This window comes from Mucilaginibacter sp. PPCGB 2223 (genome assembly GCF_001705515.1).
Classification (GTDB): domain Bacteria; phylum Bacteroidota; class Bacteroidia; order Sphingobacteriales; family Sphingobacteriaceae; genus Mucilaginibacter.
The window spans coordinates 1062691-1079561 of sequence record NZ_MDJS01000001.1; the positions used below are offsets into that span (position 1 = coordinate 1062691).

17 protein-coding genes are annotated in these 16871 nt (G+C 43.3%); 12 read left to right on the top strand and 5 right to left on the bottom strand.

Features of this window, described 5'->3' with window-relative positions:
- Positions 1-103: 103 nt before the first annotated feature.
- From BEL04_RS04465 to BEL04_RS04505, 9 genes are all read left to right on the top strand, one after another.
- Positions 104-1135: a GntR family transcriptional regulator gene (locus BEL04_RS04465; RefSeq protein ID WP_066000649.1), complete on the top strand. Its 1032-nt coding sequence runs from the start codon at positions 104-106 to the stop codon at positions 1133-1135.
- Between the two features lie 137 nt (positions 1136-1272).
- On the top strand, positions 1273-1710 hold the full coding sequence (locus BEL04_RS04470; RefSeq protein ID WP_066000651.1) for an Rrf2 family transcriptional regulator: 438 nt from the start codon (positions 1273-1275) through the stop codon (positions 1708-1710).
- Positions 1711-1960: 250 nt separating this feature from the next.
- Positions 1961-4066, top strand: a complete 2106-nt coding sequence (locus tag BEL04_RS04475; RefSeq protein ID WP_066000653.1) for a HEPN domain-containing protein — start codon at positions 1961-1963, stop codon at positions 4064-4066.
- 18 nt (positions 4067-4084) lie between these two features.
- Positions 4085-5599, top strand: coding sequence for a TSUP family transporter (locus BEL04_RS04480; RefSeq protein ID WP_066000654.1), 1515 nt, complete (start codon positions 4085-4087; stop codon positions 5597-5599).
- 3 nt (positions 5600-5602) lie between these two features.
- Positions 5603-6346, top strand: coding sequence for a phosphoadenylyl-sulfate reductase (locus BEL04_RS04485; RefSeq protein ID WP_066000656.1), 744 nt, complete (start codon positions 5603-5605; stop codon positions 6344-6346).
- Between the two features lie 3 nt (positions 6347-6349).
- Positions 6350-7255 carry a sulfate adenylyltransferase subunit CysD gene (gene cysD / locus BEL04_RS04490; RefSeq protein ID WP_175403998.1) on the top strand — a complete coding sequence of 302 codons (906 nt, stop codon included), beginning with the start codon at positions 6350-6352 and terminating at the stop codon, positions 7253-7255.
- Positions 7255-8505 carry a sulfate adenylyltransferase subunit 1 gene (locus tag BEL04_RS04495; RefSeq protein WP_066000659.1) on the top strand — a complete coding sequence of 417 codons (1251 nt, stop codon included), beginning with the start codon at positions 7255-7257 and terminating at the stop codon, positions 8503-8505. Before cysD ends, BEL04_RS04495 begins: the two co-directional genes overlap by 1 nt.
- A 202-nt stretch (positions 8506-8707) precedes the next feature.
- The gene (locus BEL04_RS04500) at positions 8708-9229 is read left to right on the top strand and encodes a YceI family protein (protein ID WP_066003457.1); all 522 of its coding nucleotides are present in this window, start codon (positions 8708-8710) and stop codon (positions 9227-9229) included.
- A 104-nt stretch (positions 9230-9333) separates the two neighbouring features.
- Positions 9334-9954 (top strand): L-threonylcarbamoyladenylate synthase, encoded by a 621-nt coding sequence (locus tag BEL04_RS04505; protein WP_066000660.1) that lies wholly within the window; start codon positions 9334-9336, stop codon positions 9952-9954.
- 7 nt (positions 9955-9961) lie between these two features.
- Here the strand turns inward: BEL04_RS04505 and BEL04_RS04510 are convergent, their stop codons facing one another.
- Positions 9962-10777: an SDR family oxidoreductase gene (locus BEL04_RS04510; RefSeq protein ID WP_066000661.1), complete on the bottom strand. Its 816-nt coding sequence runs from the start codon at positions 10775-10777 to the stop codon at positions 9962-9964.
- A 17-nt stretch (positions 10778-10794) separates the two neighbouring features.
- Positions 10795-11412, bottom strand: coding sequence for a recombination mediator RecR (gene recR / locus BEL04_RS04515; protein WP_066000663.1), 618 nt, complete (start codon positions 11410-11412; stop codon positions 10795-10797).
- 186 nt (positions 11413-11598) lie between these two features.
- Between recR and BEL04_RS04520 the strand changes: the two genes are divergently transcribed.
- Together BEL04_RS04520 and BEL04_RS04525 are read left to right on the top strand one after the other, a co-directional pair.
- The gene (locus BEL04_RS04520) at positions 11599-13089 is read left to right on the top strand and encodes a sodium:solute symporter (protein WP_066000665.1); all 1491 of its coding nucleotides are present in this window, start codon (positions 11599-11601) and stop codon (positions 13087-13089) included.
- Between the two features lie 103 nt (positions 13090-13192).
- Positions 13193-13900, top strand: coding sequence for a TIGR00730 family Rossman fold protein (locus BEL04_RS04525; protein ID WP_066000667.1), 708 nt, complete (start codon positions 13193-13195; stop codon positions 13898-13900).
- Positions 13901-13985: 85 nt separating this feature from the next.
- Here the strand turns inward: BEL04_RS04525 and BEL04_RS04530 are convergent, their stop codons facing one another.
- The gene (locus BEL04_RS04530; protein ID WP_217493599.1) at positions 13986-14456 is read right to left on the bottom strand and encodes a YciI family protein; all 471 of its coding nucleotides are present in this window, start codon (positions 14454-14456) and stop codon (positions 13986-13988) included.
- Positions 14457-14556: 100 nt separating this feature from the next.
- Between BEL04_RS04530 and msrB the strand changes: the two genes are divergently transcribed.
- Entirely contained in the window at positions 14557-15054 is a 498-nt protein-coding gene (gene msrB / locus BEL04_RS04535) for a peptide-methionine (R)-S-oxide reductase MsrB (protein ID WP_083227760.1), read from the top strand.
- Between the two features lie 27 nt (positions 15055-15081).
- On the opposite strand, the gene BEL04_RS04540 is transcribed toward msrB, so the two are convergent.
- Both BEL04_RS04540 and BEL04_RS04545 read right to left on the bottom strand, forming a co-directional pair.
- Positions 15082-15840, bottom strand: coding sequence for an AraC family transcriptional regulator (locus BEL04_RS04540; protein WP_254659526.1), 759 nt, complete (start codon positions 15838-15840; stop codon positions 15082-15084).
- A 68-nt stretch (positions 15841-15908) separates the two neighbouring features.
- Positions 15909-16805: an oxidoreductase gene (locus BEL04_RS04545; RefSeq protein WP_066000674.1), complete on the bottom strand. Its 897-nt coding sequence runs from the start codon at positions 16803-16805 to the stop codon at positions 15909-15911.
- Positions 16806-16871 lie beyond the last annotated feature (66 nt).

Sequence of the window (16871 nt, forward strand, 5' to 3'; positions counted from 1 at the left end):
ATAATAAGCTTAACTGTGTAATCTTGTGTTGAAAAGCAATACCATGCACCGGGTATCTTTTTATAATCAATTGAGTTGTTAAGCAACAAGCCCTTTAATTAACATGAAACAACCGCCAATTTTTGAATGTATTTTTATCGATTATTATTCCTCTACGCCGAAATACCTTCAACTGGCCAATTCAATCATCAACTGTATCAGCGATGGAAAAATAAGCAAAAATGATATTTTGCCGTCGATCAACGAGTTAAGCTATAACTTTGAGATATCGCGCGATACAGCAGAAAAAGCGTACAAATATCTGAAAAAGATCGGCCTGCTGGGCTCGGTACCTGGTAAGGGATATTACGTAAAAAGTACCGATCTGAGCCATAAGCTCAAGGTGTTTTTACTGTTCAACAAATTAAGCTATCACAAAAAGATCATTTACGATTCGATCGTTGAATCGCTGGGCGAAATGGCAGCGGTAGACCTGTATATCTACAACAACGACTTTTCGCTCTTTAAAAAGCTGCTGCAAAACAAAAACGATGATTATACGCATTATGTCATCATTCCACATTTTTTAGAGGGCGGCGAAAAAGCGCATGAGATCATCAACACAATCCCAAAGGAGAAGCTGATTCTGTTGGATAAGATCATACCGGGGGTTGATGGCAGTTTTGCAGCAGTATATGAGAACTTTGAAAACGACATCTATCACGCACTCGAACTGGCTCTTGAGCAGTTAAGTAAATACCATACCATCAAGATTATTTTCCCCGAAAACTCTTATTACCCTGATGAGATATTAAAAGGCTATTTCAATTTCTGTCACCAGTATGCTTTTAACTGCAAAGTGGTACACAATATAGAGATAGAGCAGATCGCCAAAGGCGAAGCTTATATCAACCTGATGGAAAGCGATCTGGTAACCCTGATCGAGCGAATCATTTCGACTGATTTGAAAGTTGGAAGCGATGTAGGTGTGATATCCTATAACGAAACACCTTTAAAAAAGATCATACTAAACGGCCTGACCACCATCTCGTCAGACTTCCAGGCGATGGGCGAAAAAACAGCTCATCTCATCCTCAATGGGTTGACAGAGCACATCGAAACGCCGTTTTACTTAACTTTAAGAGCTTCCTTATAGCCTAAAACGCTTCTTTTTTTGCACTAAAAACCCACTTTAACTATAAAAAACACCATTTTAGTAGATTATTTGTCCAAATTTTGCAAACTGCAATAAAATGCCGTTCTTTATATCAAATTTTATACGTTTTTCAATATATGCTTTCTAAAAAGACGAAATACGCAATTAAAGCTTTGGTAAGTTTGGGGAAAAACATGGGAAACCCTCCTATTCAGATCTCTAAAATAGCCGAGGAAGAAAAAATCCCTAAAAAATTCCTCGAACAAATCCTTTTGGATCTGAGAAATGCGGGTTTTTTATATAGTAAGAAAGGCGCAGGCGGCGGATACAGCCTGAATAAGGATCCGAAAGAGATATTTTTGGTGCAAATTATGCGTATAACTGATGGCCCGATAGCCATGGTACCTTGCGCCAGCCTTAACTTCTATCATAAATGCGAGGAATGTAAGTCGGAAACTACCTGTGGTATCCGTAGTGTTTTTGTTGATGTACGTGATGCTACGCTACAAATCCTGACCGAAACCAGCATTGCCAACATCATCGAACGCGAAAACAATCTCATTGCGGAAGTCTGAACCCTTCTCCTCTTCTTAATCGTCACAAAATTGAAATAATTAAATTAAGTCTATCTTTTCTATATACTTTATCTATATTTGCAAAGTGAAATACAACGATCTGATTATGGAAATGCTTAACGTAACTTGTTGTATGTATCATACTGTGTTGAAGCGCTGAGAGGTTTTACGATCACTAAAAGATAATAAATTCCCTCTTCTGCGATTGCCGAAGGGGATTTTTTATTAATAACACTACTAAATAAAAGATATGCAAAGCTTTAGGACCGAGTTAGAAAATCCGGTTGTTGAAAAAGATATAATTGACCTGGAGAAAAAGATCCGTGCGTTTCGCGAAGGCAAAATACACGATGAAAAATTCAGGAGCCTGCGTTTAGCGCGCGGTGTTTATGGCCAACGCCAGCCGGGTGTGCAGATGGTGCGCATCAAATTGCCTTTCGGTAAAGTAACTTTTAAGCAATTATTAAAGATAGCTGATATATCCGACGAGTATGCAAGCCGCAACCTGCACTTAACTACCCGTCAGGATATCCAGATACACTACGTCAGCCTCGATCGCACACCCGAGCTATGGGCAAAACTGGAGCAGGACGATGTTACCCTGCGCGAAGCCTGCGGCAACACCGTACGTAACGTTACCGCCTCGCCTACCGCAGGCATCGATCCGGCAGAGCTTTTTGACGTATCACCTTATGCACAGGCTGTTTTCGCTTATTTCCTTCGTAACCCTATTTGCCAGGAAATGGGACGTAAATTCAAAATAGCCTTTTCGGCAACCGAAGCTGATACCGCTTTTTCCTTTATTCACGATCTGGGTTTTATCCCGAAAATAAAAACCGAAAATGGACAGGAAATCCGGGGCTTTAAAGTGATGATGGGCGGCGGCCTTGGTGCACAACCAGCACTGGCACATGTAGTACACGAATTTTTACCCGAAGATCAACTGATACCTTTCAGCGAATCGGTGATCCGTGTTTTCGACCGTTATGGCGAACGTAATAACCGTAACAAGGCCCGCATGAAGTTTTTGATCCAGAAACTGGGTATCGAAGAGGTTCTGAAACTGGTTAAGGAAGAGCATACGGCCAATAAATCGAAAAGCTTTGTTATCGATCGCAATACAGTTCCGCAACCTTTGGCACCTGCCAATAGCGGCTATCCGAAAACTGAACCCGTTAATGCATTAAAATACAGGCACTGGCGCGCAACCAATGTTTTTGAACAAAAGCAAAAGGGTTATTTTGGCGTATATATCAAGGTTGAGGTTGGAGATATCCCGACCGACCAGGCACGCAAACTGGTGGCTGCAATCAGCCCATACGTGGCCGACGAGATACGCATCACGCCAAACCAGGGCCTGTTACTAAAATTCGCTACAGAGGACGGGCTTCCTCACCTTTTTAACGGATTAAGCGAATTGGGCCTGGCTGCTCCGGGCTTTGACAGTGTTGCCGATGTAACTACCTGCCCCGGCACTGACACTTGCAACTTAGGTATATCAAACAGTATGACACTTTCGAAAGTATTGGAAGATGTTATTTACAATGAATACGAAGACCTGATCTACAACCGCGATATCAAGATCAAAATCAGCGGATGCATGAACAGTTGCGGCCAGCATGGCCTGGCACACATCGGTTTCCACGGCAGCTCGTTAAAAGCCCAAGGTAAAGTTTTACCATCTGTACAGGTGCTATTGGGTGGTGGTATCGTAGGTGATGGCATCGGCCGCGCTGCTGATAAAGTAACCAAGGTGCCTGCCAAACGAGCTACCGATGTACTTAGAATAGTGCTGAACGATTATCAGGCTAATGCTACTGATAACGAATTGTTCAACGATTATTACGACAGGAAAACTAAAGACTATTTCTATCACCTGCTGAAGCCTTTGGCCGACCTGACCACTTTAAAAGATGAAGAATTTGTTGACTGGGGCCACGAGGAAACTTTTGCTACCGCAATCGGTGTTGGCGAGTGTGCCGGCGTGGTGATCGACCTGGTAGCTACCTTGTTATTCGAGGCTGAAGAAAAATTGGGCTGGGCAAAACAATCGTTTGAAGGTGAGGCTTATGCAGATGCCATCTACCACACTTATGCAACATTTGTAAGTGCTGCCAAAGCTATGCTGTTAGATAAAGGCATTAACAACAGCACGCAAGCCGGTATTATCAAGGATTTTGACACCAATTATGTAGTTACAGGCGAAGTTGACCTGAATGGATCAACCTTCTCGGACCTGGTGTTGCAAATCAACAAGAATGAGCCGTCGCAGCAATTTGCGCAGCAATACCTTGAGCAGGTTGAAAGCTTTATCCAAACAGTAAAAACAAAACGCGAGCCGCTGGTTCAATTATAATACAGACTGAATAAGTGAATGGGATCATTACCAAAAAATAAAACACAACCCGAGGTTCAGAATATTGCTTCTGAAGGGAACCAACTATTCCCGGTTTTTTTGAAGCTGAATGAGCTGAATACGGTATTGATAGGTGCTGGTAATGTAGGGCTCGAAAAGCTAAACGCGGTATTGAATAACAGCCCGCTGGCTAAGGTAACAGTGATTGCCGAGCAGGTATCGGAAGCTGTTTACCAGTTGTCTGCCAACTTTCCGCAGGTCATCATCCGCAAAAAATCGTTTACTGAAGACGATTTGAGTAATGCCGAACTGGTGATTGTGGCTACCAACAATTCGGCGTTGAATACCTACATCCGCGAGATAGCCAAACAGCATAATTTATTGTTGAATGTTGCTGATAAGCCGGGTTTGTGCGATTTTTATTTAGGGTCGATCGTACAGAAAGGCGACCTGAAGATCGCCATCTCAACCAATGGTAAATCGCCAACCGTAGCGAAACGCCTTAAAGAGGTTTTAAACGATAACCTGCCCGACGAACTGGATACCACACTACAGCAAATGAGCCAATTGCGCGACACGCTCAGTGGCGATTTTAACGAAAAGGTTAAAAAACTAAATGCCATCACATCGGTACTCGTCGAACCTAAAACACCTGTTTCGGTAAAGAAAAACTTTGAATGGCTCATCTGGTGCTCTATTATCGCATCATTAGCCATTACATTTACGGCATTCTGGTTCAAAAACCCAGATTTTCAAAGCTTTGTACAGGGTATACAACCTATATTTTATTATTTCTTTATAGCAGGCTTTGTGTTGGCCATGATCGATGGAGCTATCGGCATGTCGTACGGTGTAACATCAACTTCGTTCTCGTTAACCATGGGTATCCCTCCTGCTTCGGCAAGCCTGGGTGTGCATTTATCAGAAATACTAAGCAATGGTATTGCCGGCTGGATGCACTACCGTATGGGTAATATCAACTGGAAGATGTTCTGGTTATTATTGATCCCGGGTGCCATTGGCGCGGTTCTGGGCGCTTATATTCTTTCATCGCTTGAGCATTACAGTTTATACACCAAGCCTGTTATCTCTGTTTACACATTAATATTAGGCGTAATTATTCTCCGCAAGGCATTTAAAGGCAAGGCAAAAAAAGGTGACAAAAAGATCAAACGCATTGGCTTATTAGGTTTTGGCGGTGGTTTTACTGATGCTGTCGGCGGCGGTGGCTGGGGATCGATCGTGCTATCTTCGTTAATTGCGGGCGGCCGTAACCCGCGTACATCGTTGGGTACGGTAAAGCTTTCGCGTTTCTTTATTGCTTTGATGAGCTCGTTAACCTTCATTACCATGCTGAACAGCCATCACTGGGAGTCGGTAGCGGGTTTGGTTATCGGCAGTGCACTGGCATCGCCTATCGCTGCAAGGGTAAGTAACAAGATATCGGTCAAGACGATCATGATATCTGTCGGTATCATTGTCATCGCAATAAGCATTTACAGCATCCAGAAATTTATAGTTAAAGTGCTATAAGCCATGATTAAGGACATTATAAAACAAAAGATAGCAGGTTTAGAGCCCGTTGAGGCATTGAGGCTCTTATCGGAGACCTATCCGGGTAAGATTATTTTTTCGACCAGTTTTGGCTGGGAAGACCAGGTAATTACCCACATGATATTTGCAAATAAGCTCCCGATAAAGGTATTTACTTTAGAAACTGGTCGCCTTTTCCCTGAAACCTATTATACCTGGAACCGTACACTGGAAATTTATGGGCAGCCGATTCACGCCTATTACCCGCAGGCAGCAGCTGTTGAGCAGATGGTAAGCACCAAGGGCCCGAGTAGTTTCTATGAATCGGTCGAGAACCGTAAAGAGTGCTGCGCCATCCGCAAAATCGAACCTTTAAAACGTGCACTTGCCGGCAACGAGGTTTGGATAACAGGCATCCGTGCCGATCAATCGGCCAACCGCGAGCACATGGAAAATATTGAGTGGGACGAAAATAACCAGATTATCAAATTTCATCCGATATTTGATTGGTCGTTAGATAACGTAAAGCAACATATTAGACAATACAATATCCCCTACAATCCTTTACACGATAAAGGCTTCCCAAGCATTGGCTGCGCACCATGTACACGCGCCGTACGCGAAGGAGAAGATTTCCGTGCCGGGCGCTGGTGGTGGGAAGACCAGAGCAAAAAGGAATGCGGCTTACATGTTACCGAAGCGCATGACAATGAAGAAGTGTTTTTTGAAGGTAACGAGCAGAACTAAACAATGAGTAAAAACAAACTGAATTATTTAGACGACCTGGAGGCTGAAGCAATACACATATTGCGCGAGGTTGCCGGGCAGTTTGAAAAGCCCGCCCTGTTATTTTCGGGTGGCAAGGATTCTATTACCCTGGTGCGCCTGGCCGAAAAGGCTTTCCGCCCGGGTAAATTTCCGTTTCCGCTGGTACATATCGATACAGGCCACAACTTTCCCGAAACTATTGCTTACCGCGATGAGATGATCAAACGTATAGGCGAAAAGCTGATCGTAGGTTATGTGCAGGATTCGATAGACCAGGGCAAAGTGGTTGAGCAAAAAGGCAAAAATGCCAGCCGTAACGCATTACAAACTGTTACCCTGCTGGATACAATAGCACAACATCAGTTCGACGCTTGTATAGGCGGTGCGCGCCGCGATGAAGAAAAAGCACGTGCTAAAGAGCGTATATTTTCGGTACGCGATGAGTTTGGCCAGTGGGACCCCAAACGCCAGCGTCCTGAGCTTTGGAACCTCTACAACGGTAAGATACACAAAGGCGAAAACGTAAGGGTGTTCCCGATAAGCAACTGGACGGAGTTGGACGTGTGGAACTACATCCGCCGCGAAAACATACCATTGCCAACTATTTATTTTGCCCACGAACGCGATGTAATTACCCGCAACGGGCAATTAATGGCTGCAGCCGAGGCATTAAATATGGACGAAGAAGATATCATTACGCGTAGGAATGTTCGCTTCCGTACCGTAGGCGATATGACTTGTACAGCCGCTGTAGAATCGGACGCGTTTGAGATTGACGATATTATTAACGAGATAAGCGCATCGAAAATAAGCGAGCGCGGAGCACGTATGGACGATAAAGTGAGCGAAGCCGCCATGGAAGACCGCAAGAAAGGAGGATATTTTTAATGGATATCCTTAAATTTTTAACTGCCGGAAGCGTTGATGACGGTAAAAGCACCCTGATTGGCCGGTTACTATACGATAGCGATTCGATATTGGTTGATCAACTGGAAGCTTTACAGAAAAGCAACCGTAAGAACGACGATGGCACCATCGACCTGGCTATTTTAACCGACGGTTTGAAAGCCGAACGTGAGCAGGGCATCACCATCGATGTGGCTTACAAATACTTCCAGACCGAAAAGCGTAAGTTTATCATAGCCGATACCCCTGGTCATATTCAATATACCCGTAACATGGTTACCGGGGCCTCGAATGCTGATTTGGCCATTATCCTGATCGATGCGCGTAAAGGTGTTATCGAGCAAACTATCCGTCACTCCTACCTGGTATCGTTACTGGCATTACAGCATGTGGTGGTTGCTGTTAACAAAATGGATATGGTTGATTATGACGAAGAAGTTTTTAACAAGATTGTTAAAGATTATCAACGCATGGCTGGCAAGCTTAACCTGAACGAGGTTACCTACATCCCGGTAAGCGCACTCAAAGGCGATAACATCGTATACAAAAGCGACAGGATACATTGGTACAAAGGCAAAAGCCTGTTAGATCACCTGGAAACCGTACCTGTTGATATTGACGACAGTACCGACCACGCACGTATGCCGGTACAATGGATCATCCGCCCGCAAACCGACGAACTGCACGACTACCGTGGTTACGCAGGTCGCGTTCTGAGCGGATCGTTCAAGGTGAATGACAAGATAACTGTTTTACCTTCGGGTTTTAATTCGACGATCAGCAAGATCGAGTTTTTTGATCGTGAGCCTGCCGAAGCATCGGCCGGCATGTCGGTAACATTACACCTTGAAGATGAAATAGACATCAGCCGTGGCGATATCCTGGTGAATGCGCAATCTCATCCTAAAATATCGCAACTGATCGAGGCTGACCTTTGCTGGATGGATACCAAGCCTATGGATACTTCGCTGATGTACCTGGTGCAGCATAACAGTAAAACTACCCGCTGCAAAATTCAGGATATATTATATAAAGTAAACATTAACACACTGGAGCAGGTTAACGCCGAAAGCTTTAACCTGAATGACATTGGCCGGGTTATACTTAAGACCGCCGACCCTTTGGCATTCGATGCTTACCAGGAAAACAAACCTAATGGCGGCGCCATCATTATCGACAGCCGTACTAACTTAACAGTTGGCGCTTTAATGTTCAGAGCCATAGCCGACTAAGTCCATTATCAGCCGTCATCCCGTAAGATCTTAGGTGCGGGATGATGGTTTTCTCCTCACCTTCAGTTATTTACAAATATTCAAAACTAAGCTATGCCCTTACTGTTTATTGATAACTATTTGTTTACACTAAAATTACATGTTTAAACATTTAATTACTTACCTTTGTATCATCAATCATAACATTAAAAAGAAATTAGTCATGGCAACAGCAACAAAATGGGTTTTGGACCCTATGCACTCAGAAGTTCAGTTTAAAGTAAAGCACTTAGTAATATCAACTGTAACAGGTTCTTTCAAAACATTTGAAGGTACGGTAACAACTCAAGGCGATACTTTTGAAGGCGCTGAAGTTGAGTTTAGCTTAGATGTGAACAGCATCGATACCAACCAGGAAATGCGCGATAATCACCTGAAAGGGCCTGAATTTTTTGACGCAGAAAAATATCCGAAAATCACTTTTAAATCAACTTCGTTAACAGACGATAAATTAACCGGCGACCTGACCATTAAAGATGTGACCAAAACGGTTACCCTTGATGTGGAGCACGGCGGTTCGGCTACCGATTTTTATGGCAATTTGAAAGCTGGTTTTGAAGTTAGCGGTAAAATAAACCGTAAAGATTTTGGTTTAACCTGGAACGGTGTTACCGAGGCCGGCGCCGTTGTTGTAGGCGAAGACGTAAAGCTGATCATCAACGTGCAGTTTGCTAAACAGGCTTAATTTATAATATATACTCCTTTAAAAAGCCACCTGGTGACGGTGGCTTTTTTATTTAGCTATATTTGTAAAACACAATCACCCCGGTGATTTGTTTATACAGCAATATGCTCATCAAAATATATCCCGAAAACCCTAATCCAAAAGCTATTGAACAGGTAGTTGAAGTATTGCGTAAAGGCGGACTGATCATCTACCCTACTGATACGGTTTATGGTTTGGGTTGCGATATTACCAATCATAAAGCCATCGAGGCCATCTGTAAGATCAGGAAGATCAAACCCGAAAAGGCCAATTTCTCGTTTATCTGTTCGGATCTTCGGCATATATCCGACTATATCAAACCTATCGACAATACCACCTTCAGAGTATTGAAAAAAGCTTTACCGGGGCCATTTACTTTCATTTTTAACGCCAACGGCAACGTACCCAAATTATTGAGCAACAATAAAAAAACAGTGGGTATCCGTGTGCCCGATAATAACATCGCGCGCGATATCGTGATTGCACTTGGGAACCCTATTCTGTCTACATCTATACACGACGATGATGAAATCATCGAATACTCTACCGACCCCGAACTGATCCATGAGAAGTATGAAAACACGGTCGATATCGTGATCGATGGCGGTTACGGAGACAATGTGCCTTCAACAGTGGTAGATTGCACCACCGGCGACTTTGAGATTATCCGTGAAGGTAAGGGCGACTTGGAAATGTACTTGTGATCTGTAACTATTTCAACAACGGATCTTTCTCCTTCGTAAAAACATTATACACCATCTTATCTAATAACGCAGGGAAGAACTTGCTCAGCAGCACGGTCAGTTTACCTTGCGTCGTCATGACAATAGTTCGTTTGCGTGCTTCCACCCCATCAGCAATCAGCTTTGCAACAGCTTCAGCGCTCATCATTTTGTTTTCATCCATGCTGCTTTCGCTTTGCTGGCTGCCATTGGCGGTCAAAGCTGTGTTGCGGATGTTTGATGCCGTAAAGCCCGGGCATGCCGTCATGACATGTACGCCGGTTTTTAAATTTTCAACACGCAACGAATCAAGAAAGCCATTCATGGCAAATTTGGATGCGGAATAACCGGTGCGGCCAGGTAAGCCTTTATAACCCGCTATCGAGGATACCCCCACAACGCTTCCCTGGTTTTGAGTAATAGCCGGCAATGCGTATTTGGTACAATAAACCGTACCCCAAAAGTTAACGTCCATCAACCGTTTTAATACCTCGAGGTCGGCGTCCTTAAACAGCGAACGCATAGATATACCGGCATTGTTAATCAATATATCAATTCGTTTAAAAGTTATCAATCCCTGGCTGATCAGGAATTTGCAATCATTCTCTACAGTAACATCGCACTGCACAGCTACGGCTTGTATACCATATTGTTTTTCAAGGTTTTGACCCAATTCGCATAAAGCAACATACTGGCGTGCTCCCAAAACCAAATTAGCTCCGCGTTTGGCAAACTCTTCGGCCATAGCTTTACCGATACCCGATGAAGCGCCGGTTATAACAATAATTTTTCCTCTTAAACTCATATTAATGCAGTAGTGGTTTATCGCGTGATAGCGCTCTCGTAAGGTACGCGTGTGGTGATGGAGCGGCCCAGGGTTATTTCGTCAACATATTCCAGTTCGCCGCCAAAAGCAATGCCACGGGCAATAGTTGATATACTGATATCAAAATCTTTTAACCGCTTATGTAAGTAGAATATTGTGGTATCTCCCTCCATGGTAGCGCTCAGGGCAAATATTACTTCCTTAACCTCATCTGTGCGAAGCCGTTCGATTAAAGAGTCTACTTCCAGGTCGGCCGGCCCTACGCCATCCATCGGTGATATCAGGGCGCCCAACACATGATATAACCCATTGTACTGGCTGGTATTTTCGATAGCCATTACATCACGCGTATCCTCTACCACACAAACCAGGCTACGGTCGCGCTTTGGTGCCGAGCATATTTCGCAAACAGGCTGATCGGCTATGTTATGGCAAACACTGCAAAACTGAATTTCGTTGCGCAGTTTATTGATCGCCGTACTAAAACGCTCCACGTCATCCTTATCCTGGTTCAATAAATGCAGCACTAATCTTAAGGCTGTTTTTTGTCCCACCCCCGGTAATTTAGCAAATTCGGCTACCGCCCCCTCCAGCAACTTCGACGAAAAGTTCATGTTGCTAAATTAATATTTTTTCACGTGTTTAGTAAGAAAGTCGGAAAGTCCGGAAGACCGGAAGTCCGAAAGAAAAAAATGGCGCTATCATCACTAAACACAGATGATTTGTGTCAATGATTAATTTGAACCTGTAAATCTTCCGGACTTTCCGACTTTTTCGGACTTTCCGGCTAAAAAACACCTATGTCCCCACTCGTACTGCTCTCCTTTATCATCGGCTATTTTTTAGTATTGATCGTTATTTCGTTTTTAACTTCGAGTAAATCGTCGGATAACGATACCTTTTTTGTAGCCAACCGTAACTCTAAATGGTACCTGGTAGCTTTCGGGATGATAGGAACAGCATTAAGCGGGGTGACTTTTATATCGGTACCAGGCAAAGTTGGTGCGCCAACCGGCGATCAGTTTGCTTATTTTCAGTTTATTTTGGGTAACGCAGCTGGTTTTATCATCATCGCCACAGTGTTGCTTCCGTTATATTACCGGTTAAAGCTGACATCTATCTACAGTTATATCGAGAACGCCCTCGGTACATGGAGCTACAAAACAGCGGCGGGGATATTTCTGATCAGCCGCACAATCGGGTCGGCTTTCAGGCTGTATTTAGTAGTTATTGTCTTACAAAAATTCATCTTCGATAGCTACCATGTGCCCTTTGCGGTAACGGTTTTGATCTGTTTGTTGCTTATCTGGCTTTACACTTATCGCGGCGGCTTAAAAACCATCATTATTACCGATAGTTTGCAGACGCTGTTCCTGGTATCGTCAGTATTTCTATCAATTTATTTTATCTGCAAAAGCTTAGACTATAATCTGTTCCAGGCAGCCGATGCGATCAAGAACAGCAGCTACTCGAAAATCTTTTTCTTTACCGATTTCCTGGCCAGCAAGTTCAATTTCGGCAAACAGTTTTTGGGCGGCTTATTCATTACTGTAGCGATGACGGGCCTCGACCAGGACCTGATGCAGAAAAATCTGAGTTGCAAAAACATCGGCGAAGCACAAAAAAACATGTTCAGCTTTACCGGCGTCTTTGTAGTGATCAACATCTTCTTTTTGAGTGTTGGTGCCTTATTGTATATGTACGCACAAAAAAATGGCATCACGGTGTCCAAAACAGATTATCTCTATCCAACTATCGCTTTACAATATTTAGGTTTAGTACCCGCCATTGTTTTTATGCTGGGGTTAACCGCTGCCACGTTTGCCACAACCGATTCGGCGCTTACGGCCTTAACTACTTCTTTTTGTGTCGACTTTTTGAATTTCAATAAACGCAACGATGTAAACAGCAAAAAAAATGTTAAGGCAAGGCATTATGTGCATATCGCCTTTTCGGGACTTATGTTTTTAACCATCGTTATTTTCAACAGCATCAATAACGATGCGGTGGTAGGTGCCATATTCAAAGTTGCATCATATACCTACGGGCCATTGTTGGGCCTTTACTCCTTTGGGCTGTTTGTAAAAAGCCGCCAGGTTGCGGATAAGCTGGTACCTTTTATTTGTGTGATATCGCCAACGGTATGCTTTTTCCTAAGCTCATACTCAAAAGAATGGCTTGGCGGCTATGTGTTTGATAACGAATTGATTATTGTGAACGGCTTCATCACCTTCGTCGGGCTATGGCTCACCTCATCGCCACGTACTGAGGTAGTAACGGTAAAAGCATAAAAGCTTAACAAAATTTTAATGCAAAACCCGTACAAATACTTACCTTAGCCCCTTATTTCGAAAATTAAAATGCTCCGCAAAGGGCGGAGCCTGGAGAACATTTATGACAAGTGAAGAAAAAATCAGACAGGCGTTTGAGAACAAGAACTGGCAGGAAATTAAGGTAACCGATAGCTGGCAGATCTTTAAAATTATGGCCGAATTTGTCGACGGCTTTGAAAAAATGGCTAAAATCGGGCCTTGTGTATCCATATTTGGTTCGGCAAGAACTAAGAACGACAACCCTTACTACAAATTATCAGAAACATGTGCCCGCTTATTAACCGAGCGTGGTTATGGTGTAATATCGGGCGGCGGCCCGGGTATTATGGAGGCTGCCAACAAAGGCGCTTACGAAGCCGGTGGTAAATCGGTAGGCTTAAATATTGAATTACCCTTCGAACAATTTCACAACAAATACATCGACAGGGACAAGATCATGCAATTTGATTACTTTTTTGTGCGAAAAGTAATGTTCATGAAGTATTCGCAGGGCTTTATCATTTTACCGGGCGGGTTTGGCACCATGGATGAATCTTTCGAAGCGATCACCTTAATACAAACCGGAAAAATTGCCCGGTTCCCTATCGTTTTTGTTGGCACCGACTATTGGGGCGGTTTATTTAAATGGGTAGAAGAGAAAATGTTGGCGCAGGAACATAATATCAGCCCTGACGACCTGAACCTTTACCGTTTGGTTGATACCGCCGAAGAAGCTGTTGAGCATATTTTCCGTTTCTACGACAAGTATGTGTTGAAACCTAATTTTTAAGGTTTCTGATCATAAAAGAAAAAAGCTCCCTGCAATAAGCAAGGAGCTTTTTTTATAGAACTTATTTCAGGTTTAAAACCGAAAATTAATCGGCAACACTTTTCTTTTCAAGTTTTTTATGGGTTGCATAAACCTCCATTAATGCGGCCGAAGCGTACCAGGGTCTTAATTCCATCGTGAGCGATCCTGCCTTTATGGCTGGGTCGGTTGCTGTTAGAGCCCTTGCCTCCTCTATCGTGCTTACATTAAAAATAAATATCCCTTCAACCGGCTGATCATCCAGAAAAGGGCCGGCAATCAATAGTTTTCCTTCGTTAGCCAGCCTGATTATATTTTGCAGGTGTGCTTTTTGCAAGGCAGCGGCTTTTATCGGATCTTTTTCACGATTCGGCCCTTCTTTCAAAAAAGCCATCACATATTTTTTCATACCATATTCATCCGCGCCTAACTTTTTTGCAAGGGCGGCGTCGTATTGCAGATTAACTTTAGAGGTTTGCGCATAACATTGCAACAAAGCAAACAATGCAAAAATGAGTAAACAACTACTTTTCATCATGGTATTAATATTAGGGTGTTAGTATATTTGTTTAAGAATCTTGTGCAGAAAAAGCAGTTAACTGTTGTAAGGTTTCTTGTAAAACTTCTACTAAGTTATTATGAAAAAGATAAATATAGCAATATCTGCTTTGTTGCTGCTGGCAGTACAGGCGTGCAGTCAAAATCACACGATAAAGCCCGGCACTTCCGAAGATGTAAAAACATTCCCCGGTGCCAGGCCGAATAGTTATTGGAAAAGCGTCCTGTCATCAGATACTTACGATATTATGGTGAACAAAGGCACAGAGCCACCGTTCAGGAACCCGTACTGGGATAATCATCAAAGAGGCATTTATCTGAGCGCAGCTACCGGCAAACCACTGTTTAGCTCGGATGCTAAATTTGATTCGGGTACCGGCTGGCCAAGTTTTTTTAAGCCGATTGATGAAAAAGATATCATGATCGTAGAAGACGATTCTTACGGCGAAGTGCGGCAGGAGGTTTTGGAACGCAGCACCGGCTTACACCTCGGCCATATTTTTGACGACGGCCCTGCTCCTACGGGTAAACGTTATTGTCTCGATTCGTATGCGTTAAAGTTTGTTCCGGCAAAATAAGTAATGCGGGCTGCTAACCCGTATTACTTAAATTTTTGTTGGCGCTACACCGTACGTTTTTTTAAATGCAAACGAAAAATGCGATAAGTCTTCAAAGCCCAGATCGAGATAAATTGCCGACGGGGATTTGCCTTTTTCTTTGATCAGGTAATAAGCTTCCTGTAACCGCCGTTTTTGCAGCCAGCGGCTTGGAGATGTATGAAATATCTTTTCAAAATCACGTTTAAAGGTAGCCAGGCTGCGGCCGGTTAAATAGGCAAAGCGTTTGAGCTGAACATTAAAGTGAAAGTTTCTATTCATAAAACTTTCCAGATCGATCTTTCCTGGTTCGCTAAAATCAAACAGCACATTTTTCAGATCGGGATGGGTTTGTAACAATATCAATATTGCTTCCCTGAGTTTTAAAGCCATTAGCTGAGCATTCTCTTGCATCACTTCGGTGCCATAATAAGGCATCATTGAGTTAACAAACCCTGTTAAAAGATTATTTGTTTTGAGTTGGATAACCGCCGGTGTACTGTTAATATTTCTTTCCGTCTTATACCCATATTCGGCACTGAAATTCAGCAAGGTTTGCTGATCGAAATAAACCGATAAAGTTTTAAACTCCCCACCATCCGGTGGCTGCTTGATAAACTTCAGCAATTGATTTTTCCTGATGAACCTGAAATCGCCCTCGTTAAAAATATAATTCTGCACACCATCGCTCAGTGTAAGCGTGCCTGATATCTGGTAACTAAGCACATGTTCTGCTACAAATTGCTCCCCTTCGCGGTTTCGTGTCACGTAGCATGAATACAAGATGGGTGATGGCTTACTATTTACTTCCTTACCGGGCATAGCTTCAAATTTAGTTATTCCTGTTTATAACCCTTTAAGCCAAGATATGATTGCCCCTCTTTCGTATATAAAAAATTAACTGCGTTATCATGATCTGTTGAAATACTTACCTGCGCCCATTTTTCCAATTCGGCTAATTTGGCAGTTTCCGAGCCCCTTACAATAGCTATTGCTTCGCTTCCCAATATCAGGTGCAACGGTGGCTCGGGGTAACTTGCAATATCAACCATTACTTTAGCGGCTTTATCCGGATCGCCCATCGGCACAAAACCACCCCCTTTAAAAAAGTCGGCACGTACATCTACAGTAGATTCATATCCTTCAATCGATTTGGCATACGTCATCGAATCTCCTGCCCAATCGGTACGGAAACCGCCTGGTTCAATACATGTAACTTTTATACCAATTGGCGCTACCTCTTTTGATAAACCTTCACTAAACCCTCCCAAACCAAACTTGGCAGCCTGGTAAACCGTAACACCTGCGCTACCGGCACGGCCGCCTACCGAGCTGATCTGCAATATATGCCCCGATCGTTGCTTGCGCATGTAGGGCAATACAGCACGCGTTATAGCTATAGGCGCATACAAATTAGTTTCGAGTTGGCTCCGAACTTGTTCATCAGTATAGGCTTCGGCAGCTCCTGTGATGCCGAAGCCCGCATTATTAACCAATACATCTATCCTGCCAAAGTGGGCAATAGTCGCTGCCACCGCCATATTTATCTGCTGCTGGCTGGTTACATCCAGTTGCAGGGGCAATACCTGGCCTGGATATTCATCTGTAAATTGTTTTAATTGTTCGGTGTTACGTGCTGTCGCGGCTACCTTATCTCCCTTAGCCAGCACTGCTTTTGTAAGGCTTTTTCCCAAACCGCGGGAACTACCTGTTATGAACCATATCTTTTCCATTTGCTTAACTATTAAACTTGAACAAAGATGGGTAGTTCAGCACCCGAAAACTTTGTTATAACGCTC